Genomic DNA, 16,379 nt, shown 5'->3' with positions numbered 1-16,379 from the left:
GCGACCACCTCTGCAAACGCCGCTGCGTTATTCGCACTCTAATACCAAAAACAAACCAAAAGCCAACTTTAAATAGGTAGGATTAGTCATGACGACTCCAAAATCTAACAATCCCGAAATTTCCCCTTCTGAATTCCTTTCCTCAAAAGAAGGAACTGTTTCTGGTAGTAATGAAACCTACATTGACAAGCTTGTCGAAAAAAGTGATGACAAACCTCTTTCGCCCGAAAGACGTGCTTTTGGCGATGCCGTGTTACAGGCCACACCTGCAAACCACAATCCATATTCTTATGAGCTTTCCCAGATAGCGTCTTTACACGAACAATCAGCTGTAGAGACATTGATACCATTTGATCAACTATCCGAACAGGCATTGAGTGCTCGTATACTACAGATTCGTAAAGAAATGTTAAAAGGAACTCGCCAAGATTTCGATCTAGCGGCATAAAGAGGACAAAAATATGAGTGATGTATTTAAAAAAGCACTCAGCCTCCTAACTGGTACGCCTGCATCACCAGACAAATTACGCATGCCAAAAAACCGCCCGTTCAAAAAATTGACTGAGCGTGACTTATTGAGCCTAGAAAGCCAAATTGGCGCATCGATTTTTGGCCCTATTCCTAATGGTCATCGCCGAGAATTCTTTTGTCTTGATGAGAGGACTTGGATTTGGCACGAGGAATGGAAAGACGAAAAGGGCACTCAGCGTACGACAACCACAAGGTACGAGTTGCACGATAAGGGAATTTTAAAAGTCCAAGAAGGCGCCAGGTATAAATATATCGAGGGCGAGGAATTACAAAATTTGCAGGTTGCCATCCGTATGTACTATGAACAAGTAGCCCGTAAGGTTTATAAACGCGATCCCCAGACAGGCAAAGACCTTTCCTAAATGCTATACTTATAAAAGTAATGGGTGAGTCAATTTATCTAGATCATGCTGCTGCCACGCCTCTTGATGAGCGCGTGTTTTCTGCTATGCGCCCATATTTTACAGAGAAATTCTATAACCCTTCTAGTCCCTACGCGCCAGCGCTTGCCGTACGTCGTGAGTACGAAGCAGCAAAAGGCGTGATTGCAGCTTCGATTGGTGCAAAACCTGATGAATTAATCATGACCGCTGGTGCAACCGAGTCGATTAATTTAGCGTTCAACAGTATCGAAGGCCACGTAGTAACGGCAAATATCGAACATCATGCCGTGCTCGCCGCTGCTGCCAAGCTTGACCATGCAATTGTTGAAAGTGATGAACGCGGCATGGTAAGTGCCGATCGTGTAAAAGTAGCTATTCGACCAGACACGCGTCTGGTTAGCATTGCGCTTGCTAATAACGAACTAGGAACGATTCAACCATTCCGGGATATTGCGGCAGTTATCCGAGAAGAGCGCGAAAGACGTCGTAGTGCAGGCGATACAACGCCTCTGTATTTTCACAGTGATGCGTCGCAAGGTGTCGGACAATTGGACGTGCACGTCGCGCGTCTAGGCGTTGACCTACTAACCTTAAATGCAGGTAAGATTTATGGGCCAAAACAAGTCGGTCTGTTGTGGGCGGCGAGTCACGTTCGCCTCAACCCCCAAATTGTAGGCGGTGGGCAAGAGCGGGGCATTCGTAGTGGTACCGAAAATGTCGCTGGTGTCGTTGGGTTTGCCAAGGCACTCGAACTTGCCACGGGCCATCATAATGGTGAAGCAAAGCGTTTGCAGGCACTTCGTGATAGTTTGCAAAAACAACTCGTAAACGCATTTCCTGACGCCGTATTATCCGGACATCAAAAACGCCGTTTACCAGGACATCTCCATATTTCTTTTCCTAATATTGATGCGGAACGACTTGTTTTTGCACTTGAAGCCCGAGCGGTTTTCGTTGCGACTGGGAGTGCCTGCGCCGCTAACTACGGGACGCGTTCGCACGTACTAACGGCTATTGGGCTAGCCCCTGAAATTGCCGACGGAAGCCTTCGATTGACTTTGGGTCATCTTTCGAATGAAGATAATACCAACCGGGCAGCAAGTATTATTATCGAAGAGGTCAGCCGTGAATTTCAAAGGACCAAAAAGTGAAAATATTAATTGTCGCGTTTGTGACGTTTATTATTATGGTACTTAGCCTAAATAATTATCTTTCACCAAACGATCTTGCTGGCTGTGATACCGAACCTACGACAACAAAATCAGATTGTATGCCGGCTGATGCGATTATTGCCGTAAGCGGCGGAGATACAACTGCGCGTACGAACGAAGCGGTTGCCCTGTACCAAAATGGCTGGGCGTCAAAGCTTATTTTTTCGGGTGCGGCCCAAGACAAATCCGGTCCAAGCAATGCTGAGGCAATGCGACGCCAGGCTAGAAGCGCAGGCGTGCCCGACGAAGATATCCTCACCGAAGAATATGGTGAAACGACCAAGCAGAATGCAGAAAATACACAAACGATTTTTGAAGCGAATAAAATCTCATCAGTTATTTTAGTGACATCGCCGTATCACCAGCGCCGGGCTGGTCTGGAATTTGCTAAACGATCCGTTGGCGTAACGATTCGTAATCATCCTGCACGAAACGATAACCAATGGTCGAGTGTATGGTGGGCAACGCCTGGCGGATGGTATTTGGCAATCAGCGAGTTTGTGAAGATTATCGCCTTTTACATCGGGGGCACACGCTAATGGCTAACATTTACGTTGGCATGAGCGGCGGAGTTGACAGTAGTCTGACTGCCGCGCTTTTGGTTGAGCAAGGCCATGACGTGACTGGTGTGTATATGAAAAACTGGACAGAAGATTTGCCTGGTATGAAGTGTCCGTGGGCGGATGATCTAGCTGATGCGAAGCGTGTCGCCGTGCAGCTAGGAATTGATTTTAAAGTTTTTGATTTTGAAAACGAATACAAACACAAAGTCGTTGACTACATGATCGAAGAATACAAATTAGGCCGTACGCCTAATCCAGATATTATGTGTAACCAAGAAGTGAAATTTAAGCTATTTTTGGATGCTGCGCTAGAAGACGGTGCTGACATGATTGCCACCGGACACTATGCGCGAGTAGAAAATGGCGTGTTGAAAATGGCCGAGGACACCAACAAGGATCAGACATACTTTTTGTATCGTGTGACAGGCAAAGCACTTGAAAAAACGCTCTTTCCGCTTGGTGAATTTACCAAACCTACTGTACGCAAAATGGCCGAAGAACGCAGGTTATTTACGGCTGGTAAAAAAGACAGCCAGGGAATTTGTTTTGTTGGTAAAGTTGGCATCCGGGATTTCCTTAGCCAGTATGTTGAACAAACACCAGGTTCGATTATTGATAAAAAAACCGGAAAAACAATTGGTCATCACGATGGTGCGATATTCTATACGCTTGGCCAGCGCCATGGGTTGGATGTTGGCGGCGGTTTGCCGTACTACGTTGTGGGTAAAAGCATGGAAAAAAATGAAATCTATGTCACGACTGATCTGAATGATGACACGCTTTGGAAAAATTCAATTAACCTAGCATCCGTTCATTGGATCAATGAAGCACCAAACGACGGTGAGTATATGATTCGCGTACGTCACCGCGCTAAATTAATTCGTGCGCATATAAAAACAACCTCGGATAATGAGGCGATACTTGAACTTACCGAGCCTGAACGAGCGGTTGCCGCAGGGCAATCTGTTGTTATCTACAATAATGACATCTGTCTAGGTGGCGGAATAATCGTTTAAAAAGAAAAGCTGCCGCAGTAAGTCGGAGGTCGGGAGCAGTAATGCCCATCCAGACCCGCTTGCTGCGGCTTTCCCTGTGCGCGGGGTCTATATCGTACTGACTACAGCCTCTTTTTGGCCGGCACAGGTTTGTCCTTGGACTCGGTGACGTTCATGACGAATGCCTTACTTGGTCAGTTGAACAGCGCGGATAGGAAGGTGATGACCGACCCGAACGCATCGCCGACGGCGCTGAACGCCCTTCCGACCGCATCGGCCGCACTCTCCGGCTCGGTGAAGATCCAGAAAGCCGCGAGGGCGATCAAGATCCAAATGATCAATTTCTTGGGCATGACTTGCCTTTCCGGGCTGCACTTTATCCAATATGGACAGGCTCTACCATAACATTTTTCGTCACTTTTTACTAGTCCTAAAGCTTATTTTTTACAGCGTATCATGATAAAATAACAGGTAATATGACAAAAACCGCCCAAGATATTCGAAACGCCTATTTAAAGTTCTTTAATGATCGCCAGCACGAGATTATTGAACGTGCCCCATTAATGCTAAAAGATGACCCGACGACGTTATTTACGGGTAGCGGCATGCAGCCACTTTTGCCATACCTTTTAGGTAAAGATCACCCAGCTGGTGTACGTCTGGTCGATAGTCAAACTTGTCTACGGGCACAGGATATCGAAGACGTTGGCGACAACCGCCATACAACCTTTTTTGAAATGCTTGGTAACTGGAGTATGGGCGATTACTTTAAAGAGCAACAAATCCGTTGGTTCTTTGAATTTTTAACAGACGAAGTCGGGCTTGATCCAAGCAAGATTTACGTGACTGCGTTTATTGGCGACGAAGCACATGGCATTCCCCGTGACGATGAAGCGGCGGATATTTGGCAGAAAGTTTTCGCGGAAAAGGGAATCGAAGCCAAGATCGTTGAAATTGGATCACAAGAAGACGGCAATAAACGAGGTATCAACCCAGGCGAACGCATTTTCTTTTATGATGACAGCGAAAACTGGTGGTCACGCGGTGGCGGGTTAAACAAAACACCGATCGGCGACCCGTGCGGCCCTGACAGCGAAGTATTTTACGACTTCGGTCTCGAAAACCACGCCGAAGGTTTTGGCTTGGCGCACCCAGCAAGCGATAGTGGCCAGTTTATGGAAATTGGCAACCAGGTCTTTATGCAGTATCGCCGGCTAGAAGACGGTAGCTTTGAACCGCTCGAACGCAAGAACGTTGATTTTGGTGGCGGCCTGGAACGTATTGCGGCTGCTCAAATCAATAGTCCTGATGTCTTTAAAATAAGCCTGATCTGGCCAATCGTTGAAAAACTTCAAACTCTTAGTGGTAAAAAATACGAAGACCACACTCAAAGCATGCGTGTTATTGCCGATCACCTTCGTGCGGCAACGTTCCTTGCTGTTGACGACGTAAAACCAGCTAATAAAGAGCAGGGGTACGTTATGCGCCGGCTGCTCCGACGTGCGATTCGTTTTGCGTTTGATCTGGGTATCGAACAAAACTTCCTCGAAGAAGTCGTGCCTGTTATTGCCGACATGTACCACAATGACTATCCAGAAGTCGCCACAAAACGCGACGAGGTTATTGCAACGCTTGCCAAAGAAGAAAAAGTCTTCCGTCAAACGTTACGTAAAGGCCTAAAGCAATTAGAGAAATTTGCCGAAGATGGACTAACTGGCAACGAACTATTTACTCTTTATGACACGTTTGGTTTTCCGGTTGAACTATCTACCGAAGAGGCATCTAAACAAAACATCAAGTTGTCCGAGAATTGGCGTCAAGAATTTGATGACAAAATGGCCGAGCAGCGTGCTCGTAGCCAGACTGCAGCAAAGGGCGCGTTTAAGGGCGGGCTAGGTGGCCAAACACTTCAGCACAAGAAATACCACACCGCAACGCACCTGTTGCAATCGGCTCTGCGCGAGCTATTTGGTCCTGAACTGCGCCAACACGGCAGCAATATTACCGAAGAACGTCTTCGCTTTGATTTTAACCACGACAGTAAAGTAACACCCGAAGAAATTGCGAGAGCGGAAGAGCTAGTCAATGGGTGGATTGCAGAAGATCTGCCTGTTGCGTTCAAACTATACCCGACCCAGGAAGCACTTGATATGGGTGCGATTGGTCCGTTCGGGGAGCGCTACGAGGATTCTGTAAAAGTTTATCAAATGGGTGAAGGTGATCATATCGCCAGCTTAGAGATTTGCGGCGGTCCTCACGTAGACCATACGGGCCAGTTGGCAGAGGACGGCAAACGTTTCAAAATTACCAAAGAAGAAGCTAGTTCCGCCGGCATTCGCCGTATCAAAGCCGTTTTAGTATAAGTATGAAAATGACGAGCTGATCCCCGTAGGGAGGCTCGTCAATTTTCGTTTTTCATCACTTTCGTCTAGTCGTGAACGGCGTTGGTTGTAGGTGGAGTCTGCTACGCAGCGGCTTCCTTGCGGTTGAATAACCGCAGGAAGATGATCGTCCCGACGACGATGAACGTCAGTCCGATGGGGATGGCGAGCGCAAGCGTCTTCACGAACACCTCACTAAAGAGGTCGACGCGAGCCGGCGCGCATGCGGGGGCATTCAGCGGCTCATCGCCGATGGCCGCACACCACAGCATGCTCATCGAGTTGGTCGTAGCGGCGTGAGCACCCGCTGCGAACCAGAAACCTACTCCGATGATGCCAACGATGACACCATACGCAGCGAGCCACCCTGTGCAGTATCCGATCTGCAACTTCATTACTCTCTCCTACGCGACGGTAGACAATGGGAAAAACGAATAATAACACTATATCATATATAAATATAAAAAGCAACAATAAGCTGAAGGGCTATAGTGTTGCTATCTGGCCATATGGTATATAATGATACTAATTATGGTTTTCGAAAAATTACTCTCTAGGGCAAAAGCTAAGACTGACGGCGACTATGTTGTAGCACTTGATATTGGAACGGAATTCGTGAAGGCGCTTATTGCCCAGCAAAAAGATGACACATTGGAAATCGTCGGGGTTGGCCGTTCCAGGCAAGATATCAGCGACATGCACTCAGGCGCAATTGCGGATATTTCCGGAGTTGTCCGCAACTGTGAAGAAGCGTTAAGCGAAGCCGAGGACCAAGCAGGCCTGCAAGTAAAGCGCGCGGTTATCGGAATAGCTGGTGAACTAGTAAAAGGCGTCACAAATACTATCCGCTACCGCCGACCACAGCCAGACCGTCCACTTGATGTTGCCGAAATGGAATTTATCATCGAGAAAGTCCAAGAACGTGCTCAGGGTAAAGCGCAAAAACAGATTGCGCTTGAAACAGGTAATGAAGAAGTCGAAGTAAAACTAGTGAACAGTGCCCTCGTCAGTATTCATATTGATGGCTACAAAGTATCAAATCCGATTGGTTTTCAGGGACGTGATGTTGCTGTCCAAATATATACCGCTTTTGCGCCGATGGTGCATATCGGAGCGCTTGAACGTGTTGCTGACGAGCTAGCTTTGGAATTAGTTGCCGTTGCCGCTGAACCATTCGCTGTCAGCCGTGCGGTCCTAGGGGCAGATGCCAGCAGTAACTTTACGGCAATCCTAGCCGATGTCGGTGGTGGAACAACGGATATCGCTGTCGTAAATGACGGTGGCGTTGAAGGCACCAAAATGTTTGGTATTGGTGGACGAAGCTTCACTAGGACAATCGCGAGCGAAATGGACCTTACCTATAACGATGCTGAAAAACTAAAGGTGAACATTGATAGTACGCAGATCAAGGCGAGTGTCGCTAAAGAAGCAAACGCTGCGATCGATAAGACGCTTGATGTGTGGCTTGCAGGAGTAGAACTTGCGCTTGGCGAGTTTGACTCTGTCGATCATCTTCCAAATCGAATTTTACTATGTGGGGGTGGTGCGAGCCTGACAAAACTTGTCGAGGCATTATCCGAACGTGACTGGTACAAAGAATTACCATTCACGAAGCGCCCAACCGTTCAGCATATTTCGCCTAGCGAAGTAGTCGGCATTACCGATACGACCGGTGCCGCAAATGACCATACTTTCATTACGGCCATGGGCCTTCTAAGGGTTGGCTATGATACAATAGTGGGTAGTAGTGATGCAGATACCATCAAGGATAAGCTTAATCGAATTTTACGAATATAAACATGAATAAAGATGTAATTTACATAGACGTAGAAGATGACATTACCGCTATTATCGGTAAAGTTAAAGGTTCTAAAGAAAAGATCGTCGCACTCGTTCCGCCTAAGCGCGTAGGCGTTTTACAGAGTGCAGTCAATTTACATCTATTATCACGCGCGGCAACCCAAAATGATAAACATCTTGTTTTGATTAGCAATAATGCAGCGCTTAGTGCGCTTGCCGCGGCTGCGAAAATCCCAGTTGCCAAGAATCTACAGAGTAAACCTGAACTTGCTGAGATCCCCGCGCTTGATATTGATGATGGCGATGATATTATTGACGGCGCGCAATTACCAGTCGGCGAGTTAGCGCGAACAGCTGATCAAAAAGCATCCGCAGACGGATCAACGAGCGCTGCTATCGAAGCAGTGCTAAGTGAAAACGCGGCTGAAAAACCAGCTCATGCTTTACCTCCCGCTCCAGGGCAAGCTCCTGGTAAGCCACGTACTAAAAGCGGCGTAAAAGTACCTAACTTTAGTACGTTTCGTAAAAAAGTCGTTCTTATCGCAGGCGGAGTCCTCGTTTTAATCGCGTTTTTTGTCTGGGCAATCTTTTTTGCGCCTCATGCAACGGTTATTATTAGCGCGCGAACCACCGACGCTTCGGCAAACGCCAAGGTGAATCTTGTTTCAGACGGGACAACGAGCCTTACGACAAGTACGATCAAAACTACTAGTAAGCAGCAAAAACAAGATGCAAACCTGTCATTTGACGCGACAGGCAAGAAGGAAGTAGGAGAAAAAGCGACCGGGACGGTGAGTCTATCGAAGCAATCTTTGAATCCTACGGTTGTTCCCGCCGGGTCACAATTAACGACGAGTAGCGGACTGGTGTTTACGACAAATAGTGATGCGACTATTCCTGCCAGCACCGTAGGTGGGAGCTGTTTCCCTACGGCATGTGCGGGAAGCGTAACTGTCGGCGTAACTGCCGCGGCAGCTGGTACAAAGTATAACGGCGCTTCAGGTAGTATGGGTGGCGCACCGTCGAGTGCTTCAGCGAGCCTTACGAGTACTACATCCGGGGGAACTGACAAGACAATTACTGTTGTCACTGCTGAGGATGTGCAAAAAGCCAACGAACAATTGGCTACACAGAATAATGACAGTATTAAAAAACAATTGAATGATCAGCTGAAAACAAGCAGTGTTGTCCTCGATGCTACCTTTAAAGCGGATCGAAGCCAAGTCCAGCCAAGTCCAGTCGTCGGAGAAGAAGCATCTGGAGGCAAGGCAAAATTAGCCGGTAGCGTGACATATAGTTTGATGGGTGTTAACAAATCCGAAGTTAGCCACTACCTGGACGATTATTTTGCAAAACAACTAGAAGGTAAAGATGAGCAGCGCGTTTATGACAACGGCAAGGACAAGGCGACATTCACGAATGTGACCGAAGTCCAAGGTGGATTCAGTGCAAATATTGTCGCTAACGCAAAGGTTGGACCAAAAATTAATGACGATGCGATTAAAAACGCAGCAAAAGGCAAGCGCTACGGAGATATCCAGTCAAATATCGAATCAATTCCAGGAGTAGATAATGTAGATGTTAAATTCTCTCCTTTCTGGGTGAATAGCGCGCCGAACGATGTGAAACGTATTTCTGTAGAATTTAATCTGAATGAGTCAAAGTAAATCATACCTCGCACTAGATGTAGGCGAGAAAAGGATTGGCGTCGCTGTTGGTGATAGTGGTGTGCGTATTGCGATTCCTTTTGAAACAATAGAAGTTGACGGGACTGAAGTTGAGCAGATCGCACGACTGGTTGTTAATGAAAATACGGATACAATCGTTGTCGGCTATCCTCGTAACCAATCCGGAGAACCAACCGCACAGACTGCATATGTTGAAGAGTTTGCTAAACAACTCCGCGATATGGCATCAAATATTGTTTTTCAGGACGAATCTTTGACGAGTGTCCTAGCTGAACAGCGCCTAAAAGCGCAAGGTAAACCCTATACAAAGGGAGACATTGATGCTCAGGCAGCCACAATTATCCTGCAGGATTTCCTGGAGAGATTATAATGGACGGTTTTAAGCCTCAAAAACGACCCCTAGGGCCTCAAAATACTCCCCTGAGGCCTACTGATCCTTCCATGAGTCCTAATGCGCCCATTGCGGCTCAACGGTTACAGCAGGTCGCGCCAGACCTTCAGCCACCTGTTTTAGACGTAAAACCACCTAAAAAGAGCCGAAAACGGCTTGTATTATGGATTACCGGGGGAATCGTTGCGCTTTTGGCCATTTTAACGTTGGGCGGACTAACGTGGTACAAAGCTTCTCTTACCCCCGTAAATAGTAATGACAAAAGCCGTACCCGGGTAGAAATCGTATCGGGAAGTTCACCTGCACAGATTGCGCGGCTTCTTGAGGAAAAAAAGCTTATTCGTAGTCAGTTCGCGTTTGATATATACACACGAATAACAGGGAAGCGTGCAACGCTTCAGGCAGGAACATATAATTTGTCCCCTTCAGAATCAACAGAAGACATAGTCGGGCATATCGTATCTGGTAGAACGGATGAATTTAACTTAACATTTCTCCCAGGTGCAACGCTTGCCGAAAATCGTACCAAGTTAATTGCTGCTGGCTATAGTGAAGCGGAGGTAGATGCCGCGTTAAACAAAAATTATACGCATCCTCTATTCCAAGATAAGCCTGAGTCTGCTGACCTAGAGGGATACATTTACGGGGAAACATATAATTTTAGCAGTAGCGCGACAGTCGAAGATATTCTTACCAAGACATTTGATGAGTATTACTCGACTATTACCGAAAATAACCTCATTGATGGCTTTAAAGCGCATGGATTGGATTTGTATCAGGGAATTACTCTCGCCTCTATTATTCAGCGGGAAGTTTCAAACAAAAATGATCAAAAACAAGTAGCACAGGTCTTTTACTCGCGGCTTAACAGCGGTATGGCACTTGGGTCGGATGTCACTTATCAATATGCGGCAAAAAAACTAGGCGTAGACCCCTCTCCAAGTCTGGATTCACCGTATAACACCCGTAAATACCCTGGATTACCTCCAGGACCGATAGCTACTCCTGGTCTCTCTGCTCTAGAGGCTGTTGCCGGCCCTGCAAGTGGTGATTATCTTTACTTCTTAAGCGGTGATGACGATGTAACCTATTTTGCACGCACAAACGAGGAGCACGAAGCAAACATTCGTGACCACTGTAAGGTGAAGTGTTTAATACCGTAAACTTGACAATTTTTTATAACCATAAAATAAATTGACATACTTTGCAATAGCTGATACAATTAATGACAGCACATTGATGACTCTGTCTACTAATGCGGCTAACGGCCTCATATGCGAGTGGGAAGCACAGATCATGAATGAGCCTACCGACAAATGTCGTTACGGGTACTGAACTTAGAACATTTTCACCTAATATCATTAATGAAATCGGTCGACACACGTACCCTGTTCTATTTGCGAGAAGAAAGACAAAGTAAGGTAGACGCCTTTGCAGTAATGCAACAGGCAGGAGAACAATAATTAGTAAGTTTGAATCCGCTATGGGCTCTGCCCAAGCGACAACTGCTGAGTTAAAACAACAAGTGTTTGCTCGTCATCGTGTCAGTTCTAAAAGAGCTAGGCGCGGTCCCAAGTCAACCACTATAGCTGCCTATGTTGGTGTTTTCTTGCTTATCATGTCAATGGTTGCCATTGGCTACCAGCCGCCACAAAAAGCTGACAGCATAGCAAATGCTGTCGTTCCAAGTGATAATTTGAATCCTACACGGTCATTTGACCAACCTTCAGTTGACCAGCTTGTCGCAACAAACGTTGCAGCTGGTATTGCTGAGCGCGGCGATTTATCAATCGCTCCTAACATTGCCAACCTCTCTGTTTCCTTAGCGGTTGCAGGGGAATTGACACAAACGCAAAATGACATTATTGCCAAACCACAAATTATTCAGCCTTCGGCTGATGGTCGTGCGGTTAGACACTATATCACCAAAGCTGGTGACACGATCCCAGCTATTGCAGCTCAGTTTGGTATTTCTGCAACCACAGTCAAATGGGCTAATGATCTTAACTCGGACGCTATAGAAGCAGGGAAAGACCTTACGATTCCACCCTTGGACGGTGTATTCTATACGGTCAAAACTGGTGATACGATCGATTCTATCGCATCTAAGTATAATGCCGACAAAAATCGTTTGGTTGCATTTAACGACCTTGAACTAGGCGCGCCACAAGTAGGTAAGAAGCTGATTATCCCTGGCGGTGCACTACCAGAAACAGAACGCCCAGGGTATGTTGCCCCACGCTCTTCGTCGTACGGTGTATACCTTTCATTTAGCGCTGGTGGTTATATAGGTGGAAATATGCGAACCCTTTATAGGGATAGCTCACCGAGCTCACCAGGTAACGGCTATGCCCGTAACAACTGTACATGGTACGCCTATGAGCGCCGCCTAAAGCTTGGACGACCTGTCGGAAGCTTCTGGGGAAATGCTGCAACCTGGGCATCTAACGCATCTGCCAACGGATTCCGTGTTGACCAAAAACCAGAAGCTGGTGCGGTCATGCAGAACGGTGGTGGGTATGGTCACGTTGCGGTTGTCGAAAGCGTTAACGCTGACGGAAGCGTTACGGTGACGGAAATGAACTACAACTGGCAAGGTAATATTGTCGATGAGCGAACAATTCCTGCGTCGCAGGTTGGTAGCTTCTACTATATTCACTAGTCAAAATATTGTATAAATCGAATCGCCCCTGTCAAATCAGGGGCGATTTTGTTATACTGGGTAAGAATGTTTGTAGATACCGCCAAAGTTTTTATTTCTGCAGGAAAAGGCGGCAACGGTGCCGTTGGTTTTCGTCAGGAAATTTACGTAGATAAAGGCGGACCTGACGGTGGTGACGGCGGGAAAGGCGGCGACGTTATCTTTGTCGCTACGGAAAATCTCAACACACTTATCGACTTTCGATACAAACCAGAACTAAAGGCTCCGGCTGGCAGTAATGGCAGTAAGCAGAATCAGCGTGGCAAATCTGGCGAAGCTTTGCGCATCAAAGTTCCAATGGGTACGCTAGTGAAGCGTAACGGTGAAATAATTGCCGATCTTACTGAAAATGGACAAGAGGTGGTGATCGCTAAGGGTGGTGATGGTGGATTTGGAAACGCACACTTCAAATCATCTATCCGTCAGACTCCCCGCATGGCGGAATTAGGCGAAGCTGGTGACACGTTTGAAGCAGAGCTTGAATTAAAGCTGCTTGCGGATGTAGGTTTGGTCGGATTCCCTAATGCAGGTAAATCAACCTTTCTATCCGTCGTAAGCAACGCTCGTCCGGAAATTGCCGACTATGCATTTACAACCCTAACTCCAAACCTTGGAGTCGCGGACATCGACAGCTCCAGTTTACTTATCGCTGATATCCCAGGGCTTATAGAAGGCGCTAGCGAAGGCAAAGGCCTAGGTGACGCATTTCTTCGTCATGTCGAACGTACAGCGGTCCTGCTGCATCTTATTGATATCTATAGCGATGATATAGCAGCTGCATATCGAACAATCCGCCTAGAGCTTGCGAGCTACAGTCCGGAACTACTCACTCGTCCAGAAGTAATCGCGTTAACAAAGGCTGAAGGCCTGGATGATGAGATTGTTGCAATGCAAGTTGATGCGGTTAAAGAAGCAACTGAAAACGGTGCTGACGTATTTGTTATTTCATCAAGTGCTCATCAGGGACTTACGGAAGTACTTCGGGCCTTGGATAGCAAGGTAAAAGCAATCCGAAGCATCGAAAAAGAAATTGATGCTGACGACGACGATCTTGTGACGATCCGCCTTACGGATAACCAGATTGCTGATGCCTGGACAGTGACAAAAGACGAAGAGACTGGTCATTTTGTCGTGCGTGGGGATAAGGTTGAGAAATTTGCCCGACGGACTGATTTTAGTAATTTCGAAGGGGTAAATCGTCTTCGCGATATCTTGAAAAAATTAGGTGTAAACCACGAACTGTCTCGCGCAGGCGCGGTAGGCGATAGTGTCATCGAAATTGGTGGCCATGAGTTTACCCTACTAGAACAATAACCGCCCACAGAATAGTATTGACATAATTCTATTTGTGTGTTATTGTGTATAACACTATCAGATTGTGTGAAAACTTCTGTAGTACATTCACAAGTTGGATATAGCATCCGTCGTAGATTTCTATTTATGAATAGTAGATAGAAATCTACGACGGATACCTCGGACAATTGTCAGGATTCGGGCGTAGTACTACGGCCAACCGTGGCCATTCCCTGTCGGTTTAATAATGGTATTAGTGAAGGAGGCGAAATTGCTTCACCCCGAAGCTGGTTTTACCTAGTACTAATCTTTTAGGCGACCAAAGAAGAAAGAGCGGCGAGCGGCGTCACGACGGACGCCAACACGCACGAATGTCTGAAGGGAACGAGATGTACGAACGATCGGCCAAGGGCGTACCCACCGAAGTGCCATGCGGTCTGCATGACACGGGTACGTCCGGACGACACCCATTCTGAGACTGCCCGAGGCGCTGTGGACGCGGTCGACCGACGCCGGATACTTCCGGTGCTCGACGATACCGTCCGCAGATCGCCTACCAGGCATGAGTTCGCAGGGATCAACTCCCTGCGGCTCGTGCCTGGTCCGGTCTCTGTACGCTTCGGCTATATCCAACTGTGATAATTTAATCCAGTTCCGTAACTCGCTAATCAGCGAGTTTTTGTTTTTAGCGTATAATAAACCTTATGTCTCAAACTTTCTTTTTTTACGACTTAGAAACAAGCGGGCTTGACCCTCGAAATGACCGAATTATGCAATTTGCGGGTATTCGTACGGATACTGGTTTTAACCAGATTGGCGAATCACACAATGTCCTCGTAAAACTAACCGAGGATACGATACCAGCCCCGGAGGCATTGATGGTGACGGGAATTACTCCTCAATCTACCCAGGCAGATGGTCTGACAGAAGCGGAATTCGCTACTTTCTTGCAAGATGAAATCTTTACGCCGGATACGGTAACAATTGGATTTAATAATATTCGGTTTGACGACGAATTTATCAGGGCGTTCTTTTGGCGAACGTTTCGCGATCCTTACGAATGGAGTTGGAAGGATGGACGTTCAAGGTGGGACATGCTTGATGTTGTCCGTATGACAAGGGCTTTACGCCCCGATGGTATAACCTGGCCAGTTGTTGATGGAAAACCTACGAACCGTCTGGAGCTGCTCACGAAAGAAAATGGAATTGATCACCTCAAAGCGCATGATGCACTTAGCGATGTAGAGGCATTGATCGCTGTTGCAAAATTGATCAAAGAAAAACAGCCGCAACTATACGACTATCTTTTTACGATGCGCGACAAGAAAAAAGTACAATCACTGGTTAATTTGGATGATAAAAAACCATTTGTCTATACAAGCGGACGCTACGACAGTGAGCATGACAAAACGACCATCGCTTTTCCGTTAACGAGTGGTAAAAACAGCAATGTCGTCGTGTATGATCTTCGGTATGACCCAGCGGATTTTATAAATCTTAGCATGGAAGATATTAAAAAGAAGTTTTATGCCACCTGGGAAGAGCGAAAGAGCGAGGGGTTTCAAAAACTTCCCGTTAAGGAATTGCAATATAATCGAGTACCTGCGGTTGCGCCCGTTGGCGTACTGGAACAAAGTGACGGCTGGAACCGCATTCATCTCGATAAAGCAATGATTGAAAAGAACAAGAAACTACTCCTGTCAGCTCCGCATTTTGCCGAGAATATCCGTTCATTATTTGAAAACCGCCCTGAATTTAAAAAGGCATCCGATCCGGAAGCAAAACTTTACGACGGATTTTTGAACGACAGGGACCGTTTAAGGTGCGAGACGGTCAGAAACGCATCTGAGCGTGAACTGGCTGATTTTAATCCTGAATTTAGTGATGACCGGCTTGCTCCACTTTTACTTCACTATAAAGCACGTAATTTCCCAGGGATTCTCAGCGAAGACGAAGCGCGCGCGTGGGAAGAGTGGCGCTCAAACCACATTACTGCGCAACTTCCTGTATTCACAAAATCCTTGCAGCGTCTCGCGGCAACGGAAACAGATGATAATAAGCAATTTATTTTGCAGGAATTACAGCTTTGGGCTGAAAGCGTTTTGCCAGTTGACGTTTCTGACGCGGAAGCGCCCTAGACCTGCTCGAAACGTTTACGGGGCAAACGTTTCTTTTGCGTAGCGCTGCCACGATTGATTTGGTTCTTGATCCAGGCTTGGACAGATTCTAGCATTGTAATCCGTACAAGGACAAGCCACACGGGTACTAGAACAATGAACAACATACCTGCTGCCGGAACGTTATACGACGTTCCAGGAATAGCGCCTACTAACAAAAACAGTAGCAATGCATTCGCAACGCCGGCTTTTAGGAAAAATGCGATGCCGATTAAGCATAACGCAACGATTGTGTATGGGTTTTTCATGTTTCCGCACCTCTTTT

General features: G+C 46.8%; 17 protein-coding genes. 13 read left to right on the top strand and 4 right to left on the bottom strand.

Annotated features, from left to right (window positions below; translation table 11 throughout):
• The first annotated feature begins 88 nt into the window (after positions 1-88).
• Genes VK497_04320 through mnmA form a run of 5 tightly spaced genes read left to right on the top strand, consistent with a single transcriptional unit; the run spans position 89 to position 3,704 of the window.
• Entirely contained in the window at positions 89-448 is a 360-nt protein-coding gene (locus VK497_04320; protein ID HMI09587.1) for a hypothetical protein, read from the top strand.
• Positions 449-461: 13 nt separating this feature from the next.
• Positions 462-893, top strand: a complete 432-nt coding sequence (locus tag VK497_04315; protein ID HMI09586.1) for a hypothetical protein — start codon at positions 462-464, stop codon at positions 891-893.
• Between the two features lie 20 nt (positions 894-913).
• Positions 914-2,065 carry a cysteine desulfurase family protein gene (locus VK497_04310; GenBank protein HMI09585.1) on the top strand — a complete coding sequence of 384 codons (1,152 nt, stop codon included), beginning with the start codon at positions 914-916 and terminating at the stop codon, positions 2,063-2,065.
• Positions 2,062-2,664 carry a YdcF family protein gene (locus VK497_04305; GenBank protein HMI09584.1) on the top strand — a complete coding sequence of 201 codons (603 nt, stop codon included), beginning with the start codon at positions 2,062-2,064 and terminating at the stop codon, positions 2,662-2,664. The genes VK497_04310 and VK497_04305 overlap by 4 nt, the downstream gene beginning before the upstream one ends.
• On the top strand, positions 2,664-3,704 hold the full coding sequence (mnmA, locus tag VK497_04300; protein ID HMI09583.1) for a tRNA 2-thiouridine(34) synthase MnmA: 1,041 nt from the start codon (positions 2,664-2,666) through the stop codon (positions 3,702-3,704). Before VK497_04305 ends, mnmA begins: the two co-directional genes overlap by 1 nt.
• Positions 3,705-3,877: 173 nt before the next feature.
• Here mnmA and VK497_04295 read toward each other — a convergent pair whose 3' ends face one another.
• Complete coding sequence (locus tag VK497_04295) at positions 3,878-4,036, bottom strand: hypothetical protein (GenBank protein ID HMI09582.1); 159 nt, start codon at positions 4,034-4,036, stop codon at positions 3,878-3,880.
• Positions 4,037-4,159: 123 nt separating this feature from the next.
• Between VK497_04295 and VK497_04290 the strand changes: the two genes are divergently transcribed.
• Positions 4,160-6,046 carry an alanine--tRNA ligase gene (locus VK497_04290; protein HMI09581.1) on the top strand — a complete coding sequence of 629 codons (1,887 nt, stop codon included), beginning with the start codon at positions 4,160-4,162 and terminating at the stop codon, positions 6,044-6,046.
• A 101-nt stretch (positions 6,047-6,147) separates the two neighbouring features.
• Here the strand turns inward: VK497_04290 and VK497_04285 are convergent, their stop codons facing one another.
• Positions 6,148-6,459: a hypothetical protein gene (locus VK497_04285; GenBank protein ID HMI09580.1), complete on the bottom strand. Its 312-nt coding sequence runs from the start codon at positions 6,457-6,459 to the stop codon at positions 6,148-6,150.
• 136 nt (positions 6,460-6,595) lie between these two features.
• On the opposite strand from VK497_04285, the gene VK497_04280 reads away from it, so the two are divergent.
• The 6 genes from VK497_04280 to obgE all read left to right on the top strand — a co-directional run bounded on the left by VK497_04280 (position 6,596) and on the right by obgE (position 13,958).
• Positions 6,596-7,861 (top strand): cell division FtsA domain-containing protein, encoded by a 1,266-nt coding sequence (locus VK497_04280; protein ID HMI09579.1) that lies wholly within the window; start codon positions 6,596-6,598, stop codon positions 7,859-7,861.
• Positions 7,862-7,863: 2 nt separating this feature from the next.
• Entirely contained in the window at positions 7,864-9,531 is a 1,668-nt protein-coding gene (locus tag VK497_04275) for a baseplate J/gp47 family protein (GenBank protein HMI09578.1), read from the top strand.
• Positions 9,518-9,922, top strand: coding sequence for a Holliday junction resolvase RuvX (gene ruvX, locus VK497_04270; protein ID HMI09577.1), 405 nt, complete (start codon positions 9,518-9,520; stop codon positions 9,920-9,922). Before VK497_04275 ends, ruvX begins: the two co-directional genes overlap by 14 nt.
• The gene (gene mltG / locus VK497_04265; GenBank protein HMI09576.1) at positions 9,922-11,106 is read left to right on the top strand and encodes an endolytic transglycosylase MltG; all 1,185 of its coding nucleotides are present in this window, start codon (positions 9,922-9,924) and stop codon (positions 11,104-11,106) included. Before ruvX ends, mltG begins: the two co-directional genes overlap by 1 nt.
• 320 nt (positions 11,107-11,426) lie before the next feature.
• Positions 11,427-12,605 (top strand): CHAP domain-containing protein, encoded by a 1,179-nt coding sequence (locus tag VK497_04260; protein ID HMI09575.1) that lies wholly within the window; start codon positions 11,427-11,429, stop codon positions 12,603-12,605.
• A gap of 66 nt (positions 12,606-12,671) precedes the next feature.
• Positions 12,672-13,958 (top strand): GTPase ObgE, encoded by a 1,287-nt coding sequence (gene obgE / locus VK497_04255; protein HMI09574.1) that lies wholly within the window; start codon positions 12,672-12,674, stop codon positions 13,956-13,958.
• Between the two features lie 282 nt (positions 13,959-14,240).
• Here obgE and VK497_04250 read toward each other — a convergent pair whose 3' ends face one another.
• Positions 14,241-14,570, bottom strand: coding sequence for a hypothetical protein (locus VK497_04250; GenBank protein ID HMI09573.1), 330 nt, complete (start codon positions 14,568-14,570; stop codon positions 14,241-14,243).
• 71 nt (positions 14,571-14,641) lie between these two features.
• Here VK497_04250 and sbcB point away from each other — a divergent pair, with 71 nt between their 5' ends.
• Positions 14,642-16,075, top strand: coding sequence for an exodeoxyribonuclease I (gene sbcB / locus VK497_04245; GenBank protein HMI09572.1), 1,434 nt, complete (start codon positions 14,642-14,644; stop codon positions 16,073-16,075).
• Here the strand turns inward: sbcB and VK497_04240 are convergent.
• Positions 16,072-16,362 (bottom strand): hypothetical protein, encoded by a 291-nt coding sequence (locus VK497_04240; protein ID HMI09571.1) that lies wholly within the window; start codon positions 16,360-16,362, stop codon positions 16,072-16,074. The two genes, sbcB and VK497_04240, sit on opposite strands and share 4 nt — an antisense overlap.
• Positions 16,363-16,379 lie beyond the last annotated feature (17 nt).

The organism is Candidatus Saccharimonadales bacterium, from assembly GCA_035317825.1.
Taxonomy (GTDB): Bacteria; Patescibacteriota; Saccharimonadia; order Saccharimonadales; family Saccharimonadaceae; genus DATHGB01.
Note: the sequence above shows the minus strand (reverse complement) of the source record. Positions and strands in the feature narration are given on the sequence as shown.